Source organism: Acinetobacter sp. YH01010, from assembly GCF_013420775.1.
Taxonomy (GTDB): Bacteria; Pseudomonadota; Gammaproteobacteria; order Pseudomonadales; family Moraxellaceae; genus Acinetobacter; species Acinetobacter amyesii.
The window spans coordinates 1-19,968 of sequence record NZ_VOYF01000003.1 but is presented as its reverse complement, the minus strand read 5'-3'; the positions used below and the strand labels follow the sequence as shown (position 1 = coordinate 19,968).

Annotated in this window: 13 protein-coding genes and 1 pseudogene; 10 read left to right on the top strand and 4 right to left on the bottom strand. The window is 40.4% G+C overall.

The features are described from left to right. Positions 1-10: 10 nt before the first annotated feature. From sdhA to sucD, 7 genes are all read left to right on the top strand, one after another. Positions 11-1,909 (top strand): succinate dehydrogenase flavoprotein subunit, encoded by a 1,899-nt coding sequence (sdhA, locus tag FTT77_RS03310; protein ID WP_180003914.1) that lies wholly within the window; start codon positions 11-13, stop codon positions 1,907-1,909. 14 nt (positions 1,910-1,923) lie between these two features. Next, positions 1,924-2,631, top strand: a complete 708-nt coding sequence (locus FTT77_RS03305) for a succinate dehydrogenase iron-sulfur subunit (RefSeq protein WP_078189905.1) — start codon at positions 1,924-1,926, stop codon at positions 2,629-2,631. 795 nt (positions 2,632-3,426) lie between these two features. Then, positions 3,427-6,249 (top strand): 2-oxoglutarate dehydrogenase E1 component, encoded by a 2,823-nt coding sequence (locus FTT77_RS03300; RefSeq protein WP_180108901.1) that lies wholly within the window; start codon positions 3,427-3,429, stop codon positions 6,247-6,249. A 16-nt stretch (positions 6,250-6,265) separates the two neighbouring features. Next, the gene (gene odhB / locus FTT77_RS03295; protein WP_078192990.1) at positions 6,266-7,483 is read left to right on the top strand and encodes a 2-oxoglutarate dehydrogenase complex dihydrolipoyllysine-residue succinyltransferase; all 1,218 of its coding nucleotides are present in this window, start codon (positions 6,266-6,268) and stop codon (positions 7,481-7,483) included. A 60-nt stretch (positions 7,484-7,543) separates the two neighbouring features. Next, positions 7,544-8,974, top strand: coding sequence for a dihydrolipoyl dehydrogenase (lpdA, locus tag FTT77_RS03290; RefSeq protein ID WP_078189903.1), 1,431 nt, complete (start codon positions 7,544-7,546; stop codon positions 8,972-8,974). A gap of 181 nt (positions 8,975-9,155) precedes the next feature. Beyond that, positions 9,156-10,322: an ADP-forming succinate--CoA ligase subunit beta gene (gene sucC / locus FTT77_RS03285; RefSeq protein ID WP_180108900.1), complete on the top strand. Its 1,167-nt coding sequence runs from the start codon at positions 9,156-9,158 to the stop codon at positions 10,320-10,322. 13 nt (positions 10,323-10,335) lie between these two features. Next, a complete protein-coding gene (gene sucD, locus FTT77_RS03280; RefSeq protein WP_168379215.1) occupies positions 10,336-11,226 on the top strand; it encodes a succinate--CoA ligase subunit alpha in 891 nt (296 codons plus the stop codon). Positions 11,227-12,244: 1,018 nt separating this feature from the next. Here sucD and FTT77_RS03275 read toward each other — a convergent pair. From FTT77_RS03275 to FTT77_RS03265, 3 genes are all read right to left on the bottom strand, one after another. Then, positions 12,245-13,957 carry a flotillin family protein gene (locus FTT77_RS03275; protein ID WP_180011015.1) on the bottom strand — a complete coding sequence of 571 codons (1,713 nt, stop codon included), beginning with the start codon at positions 13,955-13,957 and terminating at the stop codon, positions 12,245-12,247. Positions 13,958-14,133: 176 nt separating this feature from the next. Then, positions 14,134-14,772 carry a YqiJ family protein gene (locus tag FTT77_RS03270; protein ID WP_180108899.1) on the bottom strand — a complete coding sequence of 213 codons (639 nt, stop codon included), beginning with the start codon at positions 14,770-14,772 and terminating at the stop codon, positions 14,134-14,136. A gap of 464 nt (positions 14,773-15,236) precedes the next feature. After that, complete coding sequence (locus FTT77_RS03265) at positions 15,237-15,779, bottom strand: hypothetical protein (RefSeq protein WP_180049124.1); 543 nt, start codon at positions 15,777-15,779, stop codon at positions 15,237-15,239. 321 nt (positions 15,780-16,100) lie between these two features. Between FTT77_RS03265 and cysD the strand changes: the two genes are divergently transcribed. From cysD to FTT77_RS03250, 3 genes are all read left to right on the top strand, one after another. After that, positions 16,101-17,015: a sulfate adenylyltransferase subunit CysD gene (gene cysD / locus FTT77_RS03260; RefSeq protein WP_078189893.1), complete on the top strand. Its 915-nt coding sequence runs from the start codon at positions 16,101-16,103 to the stop codon at positions 17,013-17,015. A gap of 129 nt (positions 17,016-17,144) precedes the next feature. Beyond that, a complete protein-coding gene (cysN, locus tag FTT77_RS03255; protein ID WP_180108898.1) occupies positions 17,145-18,758 on the top strand; it encodes a sulfate adenylyltransferase subunit CysN in 1,614 nt (537 codons plus the stop codon). 103 nt (positions 18,759-18,861) lie between these two features. Continuing rightward, positions 18,862-19,857, top strand: a complete 996-nt coding sequence (locus FTT77_RS03250; protein WP_257224695.1) for an ATP-dependent endonuclease — start codon at positions 18,862-18,864, stop codon at positions 19,855-19,857. A gap of 1 nt (position 19,858) precedes the next feature. Here FTT77_RS03250 and FTT77_RS03245 read toward each other — a convergent pair. Further along, positions 19,859-19,968, bottom strand: a pseudogene (locus tag FTT77_RS03245) (IS5/IS1182 family transposase); the annotation flags it as partial.

Here is a 19,968-nt window from a genome sequence, read left to right as displayed (position 1 = left end):
GGAAAATATCATGGGCGCTATAACCCCTAAAGAAGATTACACAAATATTCCACACCTAACTTTCGATGCAGTCATCGTTGGTGGTGGTGGTTCAGGTATGCGTGCTTCTTACCAACTTGCTCAAGCTGGTTTGAAAGTTGCTGTACTGACTAAAGTATTCCCAACTCGTTCACACACTGTTGCAGCGCAGGGTGGTATTGGTGCATCTCTTGGTAACATGCAAGAAGATAACTGGCACTACCACTTCTACGATACAGTTAAAGGTTCTGACTGGTTAGGTGACCAAGACGCAATTGAGTTTATGACTCGTGAAGCGCCTCAAGTTGTATATGAGCTTGAACACCTAGGTATGCCATTCGACCGTAATGCTGACGGTACAATTTACCAACGTCCGTTTGGTGGTCATGCTGCGAACTATGGTGAAAAACCAGTTCCACGTGCATGTGCTGCTGCCGACCGTACAGGTCATGCTCTTCTTCATACGCTTTATCAAAGCAACGTGAAAATGGGTACTCAATTCTTCGTAGAATGGATCGCACTTGATTTGATCCGTAACGAAGCAGGCGATGTACTTGGTGTGACAGCAATTGACCAAGAAACGGGTAAAATTGCAGTATTCCAAGGTAAAGCTACATTGTTTGCTACTGGTGGTGCTGGTCGAGTTTACCGTGCATCTACTAACGCTTATATCAACACTGGTGACGGTCTTGGTATGGCAGCTCGTGCTGGTATTCCATTACAAGATATGGAATTCTGGCAATTCCACCCAACAGGTGTTGCGGGCGCAGGCGTATTGTTGACAGAAGGTTGTCGTGGTGAAGGTGCGATCCTTCGTAACGATGCTGGTGAGCCGTTCATGGAACGTTATGCTCCGACACTTAAAGACTTGGCACCTCGTGACTTCGTATCACGCTCTATGGACCAAGAAATTAAAGAAGGTCGTGGCTGTGGTCCTAAGAAAGACTACATCTTGCTTGATATGACGCATCTTGGTGCTGAAACAATCATGAAACGTCTTCCATCTGTATTCGAGATTGGTAAGAAATTCGCGAACGTTGACATCACTAAAGAGCCAATTCCTGTAGTACCTACAATCCATTACCAAATGGGTGGTATTCCTACAAACATTCATGGTCAAGTGGTTGTTCCTGTTTCTCGTGAAACTGAAGCTTTGGTTGCGAACTACAACAAAGAAACTGATGTGTACTCACACAACGCGGGCGACCGTGATTTCACTAAACCAGTGAAAGGTTTTTATGCAATCGGTGAATGTTCATGTGTATCTGTACATGGTGCAAACCGTCTAGGTACAAACTCATTGCTTGACTTGGTTGTATTTGGTAAAGCTGCTGGTGAACATATTGTTGACTACGTAACTAAACACCATGGTGATGAATACGCTCCATTACCTACAACTGTTCTTGAAAACACTTTGAATCGTGTTCGTCATCTTGATGAATCTACTTCTGGTGAAAATGCTCAAGAAGTTGCTGATGCAATCCGTGACATCGTTCAAGACCATGCTGGTGTATTCCGTACATCTGCACTTCTTGAAGAAGGTGTGAAACAGATTCTTGCGATCGAACCACGTGTACGCAACATTCACTTGAAAGACAAATCTAAAGTATTTAACACAGCACGTGTTGAAGCTCTAGAAGTTGAAAACTTGTATGAAGTTGCAAAAGCGACATTAATTTCTGCAGCTGCACGTAAAGAATGTCGTGGTGCGCATACAGTGGTAGATTTCGAATTACCACCTGATCATGCTGACTACCCATACGGCCGTCGTGATGATGAGTGGATGAAACACACTTTATGGTTCTCTGTAGATAACCGTCTTGAGTACAAACCAGTACGTTACAAGCCTTTATCTGTAGATGCTATTCCACCTAAACCACGTACATTCTAATTGGGAGAAGTAAGATGAGTAGAGGTACTCGTACATTTAATATCTACCGCTACGATCCTGATAAGGATGCAGCTCCGTACATGCAAACTTTTAAACTAGAGTTGACTGACAAGCACCGTATGTTGCTTGATGCGCTTCTAGCATTAAAAGTACAAGACGAATCATTAACATTCCGTCGTTCATGTCGTGAAGGTATTTGTGGTTCTGATGGTGTAAACATCAATGGTAAAAATGGTTTAGCGTGTCTTTGGAACCTAAACGACTTACCAGAAGTGATTACAATTCGTCCACTTCCAGGTCTTCCAGTTATTAAAGACTTGGTTGTAGATATGAATCAGTTCTACGATCAGTACAACAAAATCCATCCGTTCCTAATCAACAATCAGCCTGCGCCTCCTAAAGAGCGTTTGCAGTCTCCTGAAGAGCGTGAACATTTAGATGGTTTGTACGAATGTATTCTTTGTGCATGTTGTTCAACTTCATGTCCATCATTCTGGTGGAACCCAGACAAGTTCTTGGGTCCTTCAGCATTGTTGAACGCATATCGCTTCATCATTGACTCTCGTGATACAGCAACTCAAGAGCGTTTGGCTCGTCTTGACGACCCATTCTCATTGTTCCGTTGTAAAGGTATCATGAACTGTGTATCTGTATGTCCTAAGGGTCTTAACCCAACTAAAGCAATCGGTCACATCCGTAATATGCTTTTAGATCTTGGTTAATAGATTTAGCAGTAAAAAAAAGCGCACCATTGGGTGCGCTTTTTTTGTCATATATAAAAATGATGATAGTGAAAGTTATTCGCTGTCATTGCAGAGTGCTATAAATGGATTTCATAGAAACGTAGTGAATTAAAAGTATAAAGTGATAGATAAATGGTTATTTATTGATGAAACGCTCGTTCAAGTCTGTCAAAAGGATTAGAAGATGTTATTATGTAACGTAGTAAAAAGAGAGAGGATAGGAATGTCAGCTCTCTTTTGTTTTTGTATATGAGATGAGGGAAAAATCGAACGTAGACTTTTGTCTTAATTGAAAGATCATTTTATATGTAGCACCATATCATAGATGAAAATACAAACAGTGTATTTCGCTAATTTATGAGAGGTATGTGTCAAAAAAATCAATTGAAAATGCTCGAACGTGTTAGCATTTAAAGCATCACTATATGTAAAAAATGACTTTGAATTAGGTACATTTTTTCTACAATTTAAGCGCTGTAGACGGTATATAAATGTTAATAAAGTCGCTTTAGAAAAGATAATGGTGCAAATTTTATTTTTTCTAAGACGATTTGCAAAAATTGCCCGATTTATGTCGGGTATTTCTCAATGAGTAATGATGCCGCTGAGGGCGTTATTGTTCATTAATCACATTGGGTAATCCTAATGTAGTGATAACGCCTCAAGGCTTAAGCCTAATGGGGACTAATGTCATATTACCAATTTGACATTACTAATCATGGGTTCGCTTAAAAAGCATCCTGAAATGTTTTGCAATAGGAAATGGGTCCACACATGCAAGAAGTTGCTGACGCACTGCGTCTTGACACTGAACTTAGCGCTGACAGTGCAGCGTATATTGAAGAACTTTATGAGCAGTATCTAACGGCTCCAGACTCAGTAGAGGCTGATTGGCGTGAATACTTCGATAAATTCCCGAAAGGTGATCAACCACACAGCAATGTACGTGAGCAATTCCTATTATTAGGCCGTAATTCAAGCCGTGTTCAGCCAGTAGTGCAAAGTGCAGTAAGTTCTGAACATGAACGCCGTCAAATCGGTGTATTACAGTTGATCGCTGCATACCGTAACCGTGGTCATCAAAACGCAAAATTAGATCCACTTGGTCTTGCAAAACGTGAAATCGTGCCTGATTTAGATCTTGCTGCGCACGGTCTAACTCAGTCTGACTTAGATACTGTATTTAATACAGGTAACCTTGCAATCGGTAAGTCTGAAGCAACACTTGGTGAAATGGTTCAAGCAATGGAAGCAACTTATACTGCTTCGATTGGTGTTGAATACATGCACATTGTTGATACAAAAGAAAAACGTTGGATTCAACAACGCCTTGAAGGTACTCGTGGTCAATTTGGCTACACTGCAGACCAGAAAAAACATATCCTTGAACGTCTAACTGCAGCTGAAGGCCTAGAAAAATACCTTGGTAACAAATTCGTTGGTGCGAAACGTTTCGGTGTTGAAGGTGGTGAATCTTTCATTCCTATGGTGAATGAACTTATTCAACGTGCGGGTTCGGTAGGTTGTAAAGAAGTGGTTATCGGTATGCCTCACCGTGGCCGTTTAAACCTTCTTGTAAACATCATGGGTAAAAACCCAGCTGATCTATTTGGTGAGTTCGAAGGCAAATCTCTGCATAAAAAAGGCTCTGGTGACGTTAAATACCACCAAGGTTTCTCTTCAAACGTCATGACTCCGGGTGGCGAAGTTCACTTGGCATTAGCGTTTAACCCATCACACTTAGAAATCGTTGGACCTGTAGTAGAAGGTTCTGTACGCGCACGTCAAGTACGTCGTAAAGATATCGGTGGTGATGATGTATTACCAATCATCGTTCACGGTGATGCTGCATTTGCAGGTCAAGGTGTAAACCAAGAAACCTTCCAAATGTCACAAACTCGCGGTTATACCGTGGGTGGTACAGTTCATATCGTCGTGAACAACCAAGTTGGTTTCACAACGTCTGACCCACGTGATGCGCGTTCTACAGAATACTGTACTGACATCGCGAAAATGATCCAAGCACCGATCTTCCATGTGAACGGTGATGATCCTGAATCTGTATTATTTGTTTCTCAATTGGCACACGATTTCCGTCATACATTCCGTAAAGACGTTGTAATCGATATGTTCTGCTACCGTCGTCGTGGTCATAACGAAGCCGACGAGCCAGCTGCAACTCAGCCAATGATGTATCAAATCATCAATAAAAAAGCGACTACACGTACGCTTTATGCTGACAAGCTTGTACAAGAAGGTGTTCTTGATCGTGCTTCTGCTGATGCAATGGTTGAACAGTATCGTTCTGACCTTGAAGCAGGTAAACACGTTGCAAATGCGTTGGTACTTGAGCCAAATACAAAAATGTTTGTGGACTGGAAACCTTACCTAGGCCACGAATACACAGACAAATGGGATACCACTTTCCCAATCGAACGTCTAAAAGAGCTTGGTGCGAAAATGCGCGAGCTTCCAGAAGGCTTCGTGATGCAACGTCAGGTTGCTAAAGTGATTGATGACCGTCTGAAAATGCAGACTGGTGAAATGCCATTGAACTGGGGTGCTGCTGAAACATTAGCTTACGCGTCTCTTCTAGATGAAGGTTTCCTTGTTCGTTTAACAGGTGAAGACGTTGGTCGTGGTACATTCTCACACCGTCATGCAAAACTTCATAACCAAGTAGATGGTTCAACTTACATTCCATTATGTAACTTGAAAGAAAACCAACCACGTACAGCTATTTATGACTCATTATTGTCAGAAATGGCGGTTCTTGCATTCGAATACGGTTATGCAACGACTCTTCCGAAGAGCCTTGTCATTTGGGAAGCGCAATTTGGTGACTTCGCAAACTGTGCACAGGTTGTAATCGATCAGTTCATCGCGTCTGGCGAAACTAAGTGGGAACGTGTATGCGGTCTGACTATGCTTCTTCCACATGGCTTTGAAGGTCAAGGTCCTGAGCATTCATCAGCTCGTTTAGAGCGTTTCTTACAGCTATGTGCTGAAGAAAACATGCAAGTGATCACACCGACTACACCAGCGCAGATTTACCATGCGATGCGTCGTCAAGCACTTCGTCCAATCCGTAAACCAATGATCGTGACTTCACCGAAGTCTCTTCTTCGTCACAAACTTGCAACGTCTACATTAGAAGAACTTGCAAATGGTTCATTCCAAACTGTGATCGATGAAATCGACAATATCAACAAGTCAGACGTAACTCGTCTAGTGCTTTGTGGTGGTAAGGTTTACTACGACTTACTTGAAAAACGTCGTGAAAAAGAATTGAACAACACAGCAATCGTTCGTATTGAACAATTGTATCCGTATCCAGAAGCACGTCTTGCTGAAGTTCTGGCACAATATCCAAACGTTAAAGAATTGGTTTGGGCTCAAGAAGAACCGAAGAACCAAGGTGCATGGTTATTCATTGCTCCGCGTCTTTATGACGACGTGATGAAAGCGGGCAAACAAGTTCGTATTAGTTATGCAGGTCGTGAAGCTTCTGCTGCACCGGCTTGTGGTTCACCATATTTGCACGCAAAACAACAAGCTCAGCTCATAAATGATGCTTTAGCTATCGTAGCTGAATAACAGGAGATTCTTAATAATGGCAACCGAAATTAAAGCACCGGTATTCCCAGAGTCAGTTGCTGACGGTACAGTTGCAACTTGGCATAAACAACCAGGTGAAGCAGTATCACGTGACGAAGTGATTTGTGATATTGAAACAGATAAAGTTGTTTTAGAAGTTGTAGCTCCTGCTGACGGTACGATTTCTGCAATCGTTAAAAACGAAGGCGATACAGTTTTATCGAACGAAGTGATTGCGACTTTTGAAGAAGGTGCTGCTTCTGGCGCTGCTCAAACTCAAGCTGTTCAATCAGAAGAGAAAGTAGAACAAGCTGCTGCGCAAACTCAAGCGGGCGCTGCTCCTGTTGTTGAACGTGCTCAACCTGTTGCTGATCAAGCTCCTGCAGTGCGTAAAGCATTGACTGAGTCTGGCATTGCTGCTGCTGACGTTGCTGGCACTGGCCGTGGCGGTCGCATCACTAAAGAAGATGTTGCAAACCATCAAGCTAAACCAGCTGCTCCTGCTGCTGCGCCATTAAGCGTTGCTGTTGGTGAACGTATCGAAAAACGTGTTCCTATGACTCGTCTTCGTAAGCGTGTTGCTGAACGTCTACTTGCTGCAACTCAAGAAACTGCAATGTTGACTACGTTCAACGAAGTAAACATGAAACCAATCATGGAAATGCGTGCGCAATACAAAGATGCTTTTGAAAAGCGTCATGGTGCACGTCTTGGCTTCATGTCATTCTTCGTTAAAGCGGCAACTGAAGCACTTAAACGCTACCCAGCTGTAAACGCTTCGATTGATGGTAATGACATCGTTTATCACGGTTTCTACGACATCGGTGTTGCTGTATCAAGCGACCGTGGTCTAGTAGTTCCAGTTCTTCGTGATACTGACCGCATGAACTATGCTGAAGTTGAAAATGGTATCCGTGCATACGCTGGTAAAGCGCGTGATGGTAAATTGGGTATTGAAGATATGACTGGCGGTACATTCACTATTACTAATGGTGGTACTTTCGGTTCTTTGCTTTCTACACCTATCTTAAATACGCCACAAACTGCGATTTTGGGTATGCATAAAATCCAAGAACGTCCTATGGCTGTAAATGGTCAAGTTGAAATCTTGCCAATGATGTACTTAGCGCTTTCTTATGACCACCGTCTAATCGATGGTAAAGAAGCAGTAGGCTTCCTTGTAACAATCAAAGAATTGTTAGAAGAACCAGCTAAGCTAATCCTTGATCTTTAATACTTCAGAATAATGCAATGGGCTTAGAGCGATCCTCTAAGCCCATTTTTGGAGATACACATGTCTCAATTTGATTTAGTTGTTATTGGTGGCGGTCCTGGTGGTTATGAGGCTGCTATCCGCGCTGCTCAATTAGGCTTTAAAGTAGCTTGTATTGAAAAACGTATTCATAAAGGTAAACCATCTTTAGGTGGTACTTGCTTAAACGTGGGTTGTATCCCATCTAAAGCATTACTTGATTCATCTCACCGCTATGAAGATACCGTTCATCACTTAGATGACCACGGTATTACAACTGGTGAAGTGAAATTTGATCTTGCAAAACTGCTTGATCGTAAAGACAAAATTGTTAACCAATTGACGATGGGTATTGATGGCCTACTTAAAGGCAATGGTATCGAATGGTTAAAAGGTACAGGTAAATTACTTGCAGGTAAGAAAGTTGAGTTTGTATCTCACGAAGGTGAAACTCAAATTTTAGAACCTAAATATGTAATCCTTGCATCGGGTTCTGTACCGGTAAATATTCCTGTTGCTCCTGTAGACCAAGACATTATTGTTGACTCTACTGGTGCGCTTGAGTTCCCAGAAGTGCCTAAACGTCTTGGCGTAATTGGCGCGGGTGTCATTGGTCTAGAGCTTGGTTCTGTTTGGCGTCGTCTAGGTGCTGAAGTTGTTGTATTTGAAGCAATGGATGCATTCTTACCAATGGCTGATAAAGCTTTGGCAAAAGACTACCAAAAAGTATTGACTAAACAAGGTCTTGATATCCGTGTTGGCGCTAAAGTTGCTGGTACAGAAGTAAATGGCCGTGAAGTTACTGTTAAGTATACGCAAGGTGGCGAAGACAAAACTCAAACTTTCGATAAATTGATCGTTTGTGTTGGCCGTAAAGCATATGCAGAAGGTTTATTGGCTGAAGATTCAGGCATTAAACTCACTGAACGCGGTCTAGTTGAAGTAAACGATTGGTGTGCAACTTCGGTTGAAGGCGTATACGCAATTGGTGACTTGGTACGTGGTCCAATGCTTGCACATAAAGCAATGGAAGAAGGCGTAATGGCTGTTGAACGTATGCACGGTCACGCTGCTCAAGTGAACTACGACACAATCATCTCTGTAATCTACACACACCCAGAAGCGGCGTGGGTTGGTTTAACAGAAGAGCAAGCGAAAGAAAAAGGCCATGAAGTGAAGACTGGTCAATTTGGCTTTGCTGCGAATGGTCGTGCAATGGCTGCTGGTGAAAACGCAGGCTTTGTTAAGTTTGTTGCTGATGCAAAAACGGATCGTCTACTTGGTATGCATGTCATTGGACCTGCAGCGTCTGATATCGTACACCAAGGTATGATTGCACTTGAGTTTGTATCAAGTGTTGAAGACCTTCAGTTAATGACTTTCGGTCACCCGACATTCTCTGAAGTCGTTCACGAAGCTGCGCTTGCAGTCGATGGACGTGCGATTCACGCGATTCAACGTAAACGTAAATAAGATGTAAAAAGAGCGGCTTAGGCCGCTCTTTTTTGTTTCTGATGGTTGTTTTAATTTGAATAATCATCTAAAAATAAAGATAAGAAATATTTTAAGATTTAAAAAAGGTTAAAGCTGCTTTGACGGATGTCTGGGCTTTAATGGGTCATAACAAAGCGAAAAAAGAGTAAAAGGTTGTTCAATGAATCTACACGAATATCAAGCTAAAGCGTTATTAAAAAAATATGGTATGCCAGTCCAAGAAGGCGTATTTGTAACAACCGCAGAAGAAGCAGTCAAAGCTTTTGAGCAACTGGGTGGTAAGTTTGCAGTTTTAAAAGCCCAAGTCCATGCAGGTGGTCGTGGTAAAGCGGGCGGCGTGAAAGTGGTAAAATCTGCGCAAGAAGCCACTGATTATGTGAACCAAATGGTCGGTTCACGCTTAGTTACTTATCAAACAGATGCATTAGGTCAGCCAGTCAGTGGTATTTTGGTGTCTGAAGATGTCTATCCTGTAGAGCGTGAATTGTACCTAGGAGCTGTAGTTGACCGTTCTAGCCGTCGTGTGACCTTTATGGCATCGACTGAAGGCGGTGTTGAAATTGAGAAAGTTGCAGAAGAAACCCCTGAAAAAATTATTAAAGTTGAAGTAGATCCTCTAGTTGGATTGTTACCATTCCAAGCACGTGAAGTGGCGTTTGCTTTAAACCTAAAAGATGGTCAAGTGAATCAATTTGTCAAAATCATGTCTGCGGCTTATCAAGCATTTATTGAAAATGATTTTGCTTTATTTGAAATTAACCCGTTATCCGTACGTGAAAATGGCGAGATTTTATGTGTGGATGCAAAAATTGGTATTGACTCAAATGCTTTATATCGCTTACCAGAAATCGCAGCACTACGCGATAAAACGCAAGAAAATGAGCGTGAGCTGAAAGCATCAGAATTTGATCTGAATTATGTTGCCTTAAAAGGCAATATTGGCTGTATGGTCAATGGTGCTGGCCTAGCGATGGCAACCATGGACATCATTAAACTCTATGGTGGTCAACCTGCAAACTTCCTAGATGTAGGCGGTGGCGCGACCAAAGAACGCGTAATTGAAGCCTTTAAAATCATTTTGGCGGATAGTTCTGTGCAAGGTGTATTAATTAATATTTTTGGTGGGATTGTACGTTGTGACATGATTGCTGAAGCAATTATTGCAGCGGTTCAAGAAGTAAATGTGACTGTACCTGTGGTTGTTCGTCTAGAAGGGAACAATGCAGAGTTGGGTGCAAAATTACTTGATGAATCAGGTTTGAAATTGATTTCTGCAAATGGCTTGGCTGATGCTGCAGAAAAAATTGTTGCTGCGGTAAAAGGCTAAGGGAGTAGAGATCATGAGCGTATTAGTAAATAAAGACACAAAAGTATTGGTACAAGGCTTTACTGGTAAAAATGGCACATTCCATTCAGAACAATCGATTGCTTATGGCACTAAAGTTGTTGGTGGTGTAACACCGGGCAAAGGCGGCACACAACATTTGAATCTGCCCGTATTCAATACCATGAAAGAAGCTGTACGTGAAACGGGTGCAACGGCAACTTCGATTTATGTACCGGCACCATTTGTCCTAGATTCAATTATTGAATCGATTGATTCAGGTGTTGAGCTGATTGTGGTGATCACTGAAGGTGTGCCGACACTCGATATGCTAAAAGCTAAACGTTACCTAGAAACCTATGGCAATAACGCACGCTTAATTGGGCCAAACTGTCCAGGGATTATTACCCCAGGTGAATGTAAGATCGGTATTATGCCGGGGCATATTCATCAACCAGGTAAAATCGGCATTATCTCGCGTTCAGGGACGTTAACCTATGAAGCTGTAGCGCAAACCACCAAGCTGGGACTAGGTCAGTCTACCTGTATTGGGATCGGTGGTGACCCTATTCCGGGTATGAACCAAATTGATTGCTTAAAGCTGTTCCAAGACGACCCGCAAACTGAAGCGATCATCATGATTGGTGAGATTGGTGGTACAGCAGAAGAAGAAGCAGCTGAATATATCCAGTCGAATGTTACAAAGCCTGTTGTTGGTTATATCGCGGGTGTAACTGCACCTAAAGGTAAACGTATGGGGCATGCAGGGGCAATCATTTCGGGCGGTAAAGGCACAGCTGAAGAGAAATTCGCTGCCTTTGAAAAAGCGGGTATGGCTTATACCCGTAGTCCTGCTGAATTAGGTTCGACCATGTACGAAGTGCTGAAAGGAAAAGGTTTGGTTTAATCGCCATACTTAAACATCAAAAGAGAATCTTCGGATTCTCTTTTTTTTTTTTACGCAAAAAAAAAGCGTATTTCAGCCGCTATGCAAAAGCCATAAGGGCATGGCTATGTGTTCTGCTTTGGGGTGCAGTGACGCTGCATAAACGGATGGAATATTGGTTGTTCAATAACTATGAAATGTAAAGAACACATAATAATCCGAATATGTGATGATTGCGGGGATGGTCATAGGTTTATGATTTTTAAAAATAATTTCGTATAGCGTGCAGTATATTGATTTTAGGGAAAATAACTAATTTAATTGAGATTTTTAATGGATCTTTATCATCAAAGAGCTTTTTTACTTGGATGAAGCCTAATATTTTCAATAGAAATTATTTTATTTGTAATTTTCTCAAGCCTTATACAAAGGATGGTAGATCAGGAATATGAGAAGGGGGAGCTTTAAAATTGGTGAAATTTGCTATCTCAGTGATGAAATTTTTTTAAGAAAATCTACATGAGCATATACATCTATAGTCAGCTATTATTTTTTAGTTGATGGTTTGAAGTGCAAAAACCTTGTTAGGCCCTATTTTTAATTTAATAAGCAATTTCCAAGTTTTATAAAAACAATAGATAGAACAAAATGTTATCGAGCTGAATATATAGAAGTAAATATCTTATTCTGTAAGATGAGAAGGATATATCAATTAATTGATTTTAAATATTTTGTTTCATAATTTTATGCTGTTTGCTCTATAGCTTCTAAATGAGTATTTTTATGAAATACGCCATTTGTTCATTGATTTAACATCAGGCTGTGATGCGAAATATAAATGTCAGAAACCATTAAAAGCGCTCTGATAAGACAGAAAATGTTGTTCATTTCTTTGGGAGATTGTATGCCCATAAGTACAAGTATCTAAGCCATAAAAAAAGCAGTGCGGACACTGCTTTTTTAATTCATTTAGAATGTGTTGCTCAAGCAATCACTTCTGAATAAAGAGATTTGATGGAGCCCTATCTCAATCAAAAACTTAGTTTTTGCTGGTTTTTAAGCTCTGAGTTAAACCGTTAATATCGCCACCTTGGATACCCAGCTCACTCATCAAGCTATCAATCAGTGGGGCCTGGCTGCGGTAGCGTAGGGCACTATTCACCACTTGGTCTGACAAGGCAACATTACCGCTGCCTTCGTGGTGAGCATCACCTTGGCAAGAACCTGCATGACCACCATTTAGGCCATTCACTTGCAAAATCTTAATGTCATCAATGTTTTCCATTGGTTTCACACTTTCGCGAATGATTTCAGGTAAGTATTTCAGCATCGCTAAACGAATTTGCATTTCAACCTGTTCAGATGACAATACGTTGTTTGCTTCGTTCACTGCACGTGTACCTTCAGCATCAACTTGGTATTGTTTTTCCATCGCCTGAGCCAAGAGAACTTTTGCGTCAGCTTCACCTTTGGCTTTTAAGCGAACTTTTTCAGCTTCGGCTTCAGCTGCAATACGAATCGCTTCTGCATCATCTGCTGCTGCTTGTTTACCTGCTTCTGCCGCGACAGTAATGGCAATCGCATCTTTCTCCGCTTTTTCTTTCGCAGAGACCAATTCAACAGCTTTTTGACGTTCAGCTTGTTGGATTTGACGAACGGTAATGACTTCTTCTTCGGCTTTTACCGCTTGAGCACGGGCTTGATCGGCATGCGCTTTAGCTTCAGATTCAGCACGAGATTTTTCTGCAATAGCAATGGCACGGTCTTGCTCAGCCAACTCAATGGTTTTCTTTTGTTCCACTTGGGCTTGCTGAATAATTTGTGACTTTTGAATATTTTGATTTTCAACGTCACGTGCAGCAGTAATACGCTTTAAGTCAACTTCACGTTCAGCAGCAATACGCGCTTCTTCGGCTTCACGTTTTTTCGAAGCTTCTTGTGATGCAATTTCTGCAAGCTGTTCTGCACGACGAACTGAAATTTCACGTTCTTGTTGCAGTTTTGCATATTCTTCTTCACGCAAAATTTGTAGACGTGCTTGTTCTGCTTCTAAGTTCTTGGTCTTGATTGCAAGATCTGCATCTTGCTCAATCGCATTACGTTTACGACGACGGTCTTCAATGGTTTCTGTCAGTTTAGTTAAACCTTCAGCATCGAACGCATTTTGTGGGTTGAAGTATTTAAAGCCTGTTTGGTCTAAGCCAGTTAATGAAACGGTTTCAAGTTCCAAACCGTTTTTATGTAAATCTTCAGACACCACTTGCTGAACTTTTTGAACGAAGTCGACACGTTTTTCATGCAATTCTTCCATCGCCATTTCTGCGGCAACTGCACGTAGAGAGTCAACGAATTTACCTTCGACCAAATTTTTAAGCTCATTTGGTGACATGGTCTTTTGACCTAACGTTTGTGCTGCTGTAGCAATCGAATCTGCGGTTGGTTTCACACGGACATAGAACTCCGCCATCACATCGACACGCATACGGTCACGTGTAATCAGCGCTTGGTCATCTGCACGGCGAACTTCAAGACGTAGGGTGTTCATATTGACAGGGATAATTTCATGCAGCACCGGAAGCACAATAGCACCGCCACCTAAAATCACTTTTTCACCGCCGAAGCCTGTACGCACAAATGAAATTTCTTTACTTGAGCGACGATAAAGTCGAGCAATAATAAAACCAATAAAAATAAGTGCGGCAAAAATTATCCCGACTGAAACAAGGATACCGCTTGGAATAATGTCTAACATGGACGTTTATCTCTTTTGTTGTAGTTCAAGTTAACCCTCTAAAGTGCTAACGAGTTTGATTTAAAAATCAGTATTTTGTTGACTCATCATCACTTCGAGATTTGCAGAAGGAATGACGCGTAAAATGTATTTATATGGTGTTAGAAGAACTGACCGAGTATCAATTCATTCAAAATTTAGAGCATGGTGGCTTGGAAGCCTACATTTGTTTTTTGGGTTAAAACCACTGATTGACCTTGGCTGAAAATTTCATTTTGTTCAGGTTCAACCAAAATATAATGGGTCAATCCGTGTTGATCTTTGACTTTGGCTTGAGCAGGAGACTGTGGTCGTGCATCACCCAAAATGATCGTGGCCGTTCTACCGATCAATTCATCACTATAAATGGCGGTTGTTTCATCTTGCGGTAAAATACGGGCAATGAGCATTGCGCTAAAACGTACGAAGGGCATGCACAGAAAAATACAGGCTGGTGCAATAATCCATGCACTGAACATCATACTGGTCATTTGGTTAACGATGGCTTGAATAGCAAAGCCCAACAAACTATAGACACATAAGAAAATGATGAGCCATACAAACAGTGGAATACGACCCAAATACAACCAATCGAGCACACGTGTCACGATACCTGCATCGGCATCTACACCTAGCTCTGCATTATGACCAACATCCTCAGGTAGGAATTGATCTAAGAAGCCTTGAGAACCACCCCCTAAAATTGTTAACACAATCTCAAAAAGTCCAAACAAGAACATTAAGCAGAGACTGATGCTAAACACGATATTAGACGGGTGAGTAAACAATTCCCACATTATATTTATCTCTATATTTATGCTTATAAAAAATCAAAAAAAATAATTCTGGCCGAATTTTTTTCAGTAAATAAAATAACATTATCTGTCGAAATTGTGTAAAAAAATTACAGATCAGATTAACAAAAAGTCGGCTTTTATGTGAGCTATTACTAAGTTTTTCTTTAAAAATAGTTGATCAATTAAATCAGGATTATCTAAATCTAAAATGAATAGCACTTCTACTTTACCCATTTAAGATTTAAGTCATTGTGATCAATCAAATTTTCAGTCTAATTGCAGATATATAAGTGGTCGTGCTCAAGGGAGAGAAATGGCCTGTTAAACGGCACAGAAAACAATGTTAGGAAATGTAAATTTATAAGCGTCACAGCAGTGCTGAGGGCTTTGCCGTGACTTTCGATGTCATATGAAGATTTGAACTGACGTTCAATAGAGCGCTTTTTAGGTGGCTTTAACCCTTTTTATAACAATGAAGTTTGAATGCGTACTTTCATATCTAAAGCTGCTTGAACAATAAAGGTTTTCATCCACTTCACTTGTTCGCCCATCGGATTGGTTTTAATCGCAGTGTCTAAAAAGCCCATGCTTTCAAGTTGAAACAATTGTTTTTCGATCTCTTCTTCTAACTGGGTGCTATTGGCTGCGAGCGGGAAATGGATTAAGTGAAATGCTTTGGGAAAATTATAAAAAGCATAGAGCAGATTAAATGCACGTTGATCGGCCTTTAAATTGCCAGCGCCAATTTCGTAGCCGCGATCTTGGTTACTGTGAGTCACCCCAATCAAAAACTCGAGTTTATTGTCCAAAAGTCGTAGGCCGAACTGAAGGCCAATTTGGTCAGCACTCAGCTCATGTTGTATAAAGTTATTCAGCGGGCTGCCGTCATCATTTAGGGCTTCTTGGAGCACGAGGATGTGTGAAGAATGCTGATAAATATAGCCAGCAAGACCTGCGGCTTCAATCAGCGACTTTAAGGTTTCAAGCGTATAGTGACTATATGGCATATCAATAACTATTGGAGAGTGATATAGCTACTTTAGGTACTTTGAGCGAGTTTGAATACCGATTGTTTAGAGGATTTAGCGATTAGTTAATTGATAAAAAATTGCGTAAAATTACGGATCTCGGACTAGAATAATAATGAAATTGATAAGTCTATCGTATTAAATTAATTAAAATTGATAAGCAGTATCAGACAATTTGTATATGACGAATAAGAATATCAATATCACAAAACAAGCAATCGTTATGAAAGCTTAATCACTATAATGTATATATATCTTTAAAAGTGTAATAAGTACACATATTCTAAGCTGGTGTTGTCCATGTCATTAAATGAGGAAAGACTTACTCATCTTAAACAGCTTGAAGCTGAGAGTATTCATATCATCCGTGAAGTTGCTGCTGAGTTCGAAAACCCAGTCATGCTGTATTCAATCGGTAAAGATTCAGCGGTCATGCTGCATCTTGCTTTAAAAGCATTCTATCCTGCCAAACTTCCATTCCCACTACTGCATGTAGACACGGGTTGGAAATTTAAAGACATGATTACTTTCCGTGACAACATGGCAAAAGAGCATGGCTTTGATTTAATCGTGCATCAAAACAAAGAAGGTAAAGACGCAGGCGTGAATCCGTTTGATTACGGTAGCTCAAAATATACTGATATCATGAAAACTCAAGGCTTAAAACAAGCGCTTGATAAATATCAGTTTGATGCGGCTTTCGGCGGTGCGCGTCGTGACGAAGAGAAATCTCGTGCCAAAGAACGTGTTTACTCATTCCGTGATACTAAACACCGTTGGGACCCTAAAAACCAACGTCCTGAACTTTGGAATCTTTACAACGGTAAAGTGAACAAAGGCGAAAGTATTCGTGTGTTCCCATTGTCTAACTGGACTGAGTTGGATATTTGGCAATACATCTACCTTGAAAATATTAAATTGGTTCCTTTGTACTTGGCTGCTGAACGTCCAGTGGTTGAGCGTAACGGTACACTGATCATGGTTGATGATGAGCGTATGCGTTTGAACGAAGGTGAAGTGCCACAAATGAAATCGGTGCGTTTCCGTACTTTAGGTTGTTACCCACTTACAGGTGCGGTTGAATCAACTGCAACAACTTTACCGGAAATTATCCAAGAGATGCTTTTAGCCACCACATCTGAACGTCAAGGTCGTATGATCGACCATGACGAAGCAGGTTCGATGGAAAAGAAAAAGCAGGAAGGTTACTTCTAAAAAATCTCTCCCCTTGCGCAGCAGTGCTGCTCATCTTTGAAAAAGAGAGGAGAAAGTCCCCCTTTTATAAAGGGGGAACAGGGGGATTAAAAGAAACCGATTTCAAAAGAATATGTGGAGCTTTGAGCAATGTCTCATCAATCAGATTTAATTAGCCAAGACATCTTGGCGTATTTAAAACAACACGAAAATAAAGACCTTCTACGTTTCCTCACTTGCGGTAACGTGGATGACGGTAAATCGACTTTAATTGGTCGTTTACTTTACGATTCAAAATTGATTTATGAAGATCAATTGCAAGCCGTGACTCGTGACTCTAAAAAAGTCGGTACTACGGGTGATGCGCCTGACTTGGCTTTACTTGTCGATGGTCTGCAAGCGGAACGTGAGCAGGGTATTACCATTGACGTGGCTTACCGTTATTTCTCTACAGAAAAACGTAAGTTCATCATTGCTGACACCCCAGGGCATGAGCAGTACACACGTAACATGGCAACTGGTGCGTCGACTGCCGATTTAGCGATCATCTTGATTGATGCGCGTTATGGCGTTCAAACGCAAACTCGTCGTCACTCATTTATTGCGAGTCTTTTGGGTATTCGTAATATCGTGGTTGCAGTGAACAAAATGGACTTGGTTGAATTCTCTGAAGCGCGCTTCAATGAAATTCAAGCAGAGTACAATGAGTTCGTAAACCAATTGGGCGACCGTAAACCTGCGAACATTATCTTCACGCCTATTTCTGCGTTGAATGGTGATAACGTTGTAAACAAATCACCAAATACGCCGTGGTACCAAGGTCAGACTTTAATGGAGACTTTGGAAACTGTTGAAATTTCGCATGATACGAGCAAGCACGAATTCCGTTTCCCAGTTCAGTATGTTAACCGTCCGAACCTAGATTTCCGTGGCTTCTGCGGTACGATTGCACTTGGTGAAGTGAAAGTTGGCGATATCATTACTGCATTACCATCTGGTAAGTCGTCTACGGTTAAAGAAATTGTAACTTTTGACGGTAACTTAGACCATGCTGTTGCAGGTCAAGCGGTGACTTTAACACTGAATGATGAAATTGATATTTCACGCGGTAACGTGTTGGTAAAAGCGGGCGAACAGCCGTTAATTTCACGTTCTGCACGTGCCTCTGTGGTATGGATGACAGATGCGCCTTTAGTAGTTGGCAAACTGTATAATGTGAAGTTTGGTACACAAACTATTCCTGCGAAAGTAGCTAAAATTAACTACCGTACCAATGTAAACACATTGGAAAAAACGGAAGTTGAACAGCTTGAACTGAATGCGATTGCAGATGTAACGATTGAGTTTGATGCGCCAGTGGTATTTGACCGTTACCAAGACAGCCGTTACACAGGTTCATTCATCTTTATTGACCGTTTAAGCAACGTGACCGTTGGTGCGGGTATGGTTGAGTCTGCGGTTGAATGGACTGCACACAACGAGCCTGTAACTGCTGAAGCGCGTGCTGCACGTTTAGGTCAAAAACCTGCTGCGGTAACTGTGACTGCTAAAGCCCTTGAAAATGCGCAAGCAATTGAAAGCTTGTTGATTCAGCAAGGTGTGGTTGCGATTGCGAAAGCAGGTTTAACTGTAGAGCAAGTTGCGCTGGTTCGTGAGACTGGTGTAGTTGTGATTACGGATACAGCTGAAGGTACTGATGTGACTTATACAGTGGAGTCTGCTGAAGAAGTTGCTGAGAAAATTGTTGAGTTGGTTCGTCTGTAATAGATTAAATTGATTTAAAAAAGACCCGCTTAATGCGGGTCTTTTTGTTGAAAAATAAAAATATAAAATGAATAATGTATAAAAATTGTGCATTGGTAATTTTATGTTTAAAAGTTTACGGTTAAAGAATTTTAGAAATTTTGAAGAAATTAATATAGAACTAAAAGATAAAAATATTATTTTGGGTTTGAATGATGTTGGTAAAAGTAATTTATTACATGCCTTAAGATGGGTTTTTGATAAGAAATTGAGACTAGAAGATATTCATTCAACAGATTTTCACAATAAAAATGATAAAGAACCAATTGAAATTGTTATAGGATTGGATATTTCTCAGGATGAGAAGGAGGATGTACAAAAACTAAAAGCCAAAGCACATGATGCTGTAACAAAGGAAGACTCTAAAAATTTTTATATTAAGTTGAAAATTGAAAAAAGAAAAGAAGAGGGTATTTTAAAAGAGTTTTATTGGGGAGATGATTTAAATGGTTTAAAAGAAATAAAAACGAAAGGGATAAATTATTTAATTTTAGATGATGTTTTTAGTGTTATATATATTCCATCACATGTTGAAACTATAAAAGTATTTAATGAAATCAAAAAGGAGATTTTGAAGGATATTGTTTCAACAGAAGATGACTTAAAAATAGGTAGTGAAATTAAAGAAAATTTTGAGAAAGTAAATGAAAATATCCAAAAGTTATCGTCGGTTGTGAAAATTGAGGATGAAATAAATGATAACTTACAGTTATTTGATGAAACTTATAAAGTAAAAATTACTTCACAGTCTGTAGTTGACGACTTATATAAACAACTTAAAATTTATACTATAGAAAATGACTATGATTATTTATACCCTGCATCTGGAGATGGTAGGCAGAAAAAAATAATGTATGCAATGCTGCATTATTTTTTAGGAAAAGAAATTAAATCAAAAATTCCTTTGCTGATTTTAGAAGAGCCTGAGAATCACTTATTTTTAACTTCACAAATAGACTTATCACAAACATTGTTTGAAGATTCTAATATAAAATATATTTTTTGCTCTAGTCATTCACCTGAACTTTTATATCATATAGGTATTAGATTTCTTTCATAAGTCATTTTTCACTCAGCTCCAAGTTATAAATTCCAGCAATTAGATTGAATCTTAATGCTAGTCTTTTGCCTCGATTGCGATATCGCTCAGCAAGAATTTTGAAGGTTTTCA

Excerpts from the sequence above, each read along its gene's own strand:
- sucC (WP_180108900.1), top strand. The coding sequence starts at position 9,156 with ATGAATCTACACGAATATCAAGCTAAAGCGTTATTAAAAAAATATGGT.
- sdhA (WP_180003914.1), top strand. The coding sequence starts at position 11 with ATGGGCGCTATAACCCCTAAAGAAGATTACACAAATATTCCACACCTA.
- FTT77_RS03305 (WP_078189905.1), top strand. The coding sequence starts at position 1,924 with ATGAGTAGAGGTACTCGTACATTTAATATCTACCGCTACGATCCTGAT.
- FTT77_RS03250 (WP_257224695.1), top strand. The coding sequence starts at position 18,862 with ATGTTTAAAAGTTTACGGTTAAAGAATTTTAGAAATTTTGAAGAAATT.
- FTT77_RS03270 (WP_180108899.1), bottom strand. The coding sequence starts at position 14,772 with ATGTGGGAATTGTTTACTCACCCGTCTAATATCGTGTTTAGCATCAGT.
- odhB (WP_078192990.1), top strand. The coding sequence starts at position 6,266 with ATGGCAACCGAAATTAAAGCACCGGTATTCCCAGAGTCAGTTGCTGAC.
- cysD (WP_078189893.1), top strand. The coding sequence starts at position 16,101 with ATGTCATTAAATGAGGAAAGACTTACTCATCTTAAACAGCTTGAAGCT.
- lpdA (WP_078189903.1), top strand. The coding sequence starts at position 7,544 with ATGTCTCAATTTGATTTAGTTGTTATTGGTGGCGGTCCTGGTGGTTAT.
- FTT77_RS03275 (WP_180011015.1), bottom strand. The coding sequence starts at position 13,957 with ATGTTAGACATTATTCCAAGCGGTATCCTTGTTTCAGTCGGGATAATT.
- FTT77_RS03300 (WP_180108901.1), top strand. The coding sequence starts at position 3,427 with ATGCAAGAAGTTGCTGACGCACTGCGTCTTGACACTGAACTTAGCGCT.
- sucD (WP_168379215.1), top strand. The coding sequence starts at position 10,336 with ATGAGCGTATTAGTAAATAAAGACACAAAAGTATTGGTACAAGGCTTT.
- cysN (WP_180108898.1), top strand. The coding sequence starts at position 17,145 with ATGTCTCATCAATCAGATTTAATTAGCCAAGACATCTTGGCGTATTTA.
- FTT77_RS03265 (WP_180049124.1), bottom strand. The coding sequence starts at position 15,779 with ATGCCATATAGTCACTATACGCTTGAAACCTTAAAGTCGCTGATTGAA.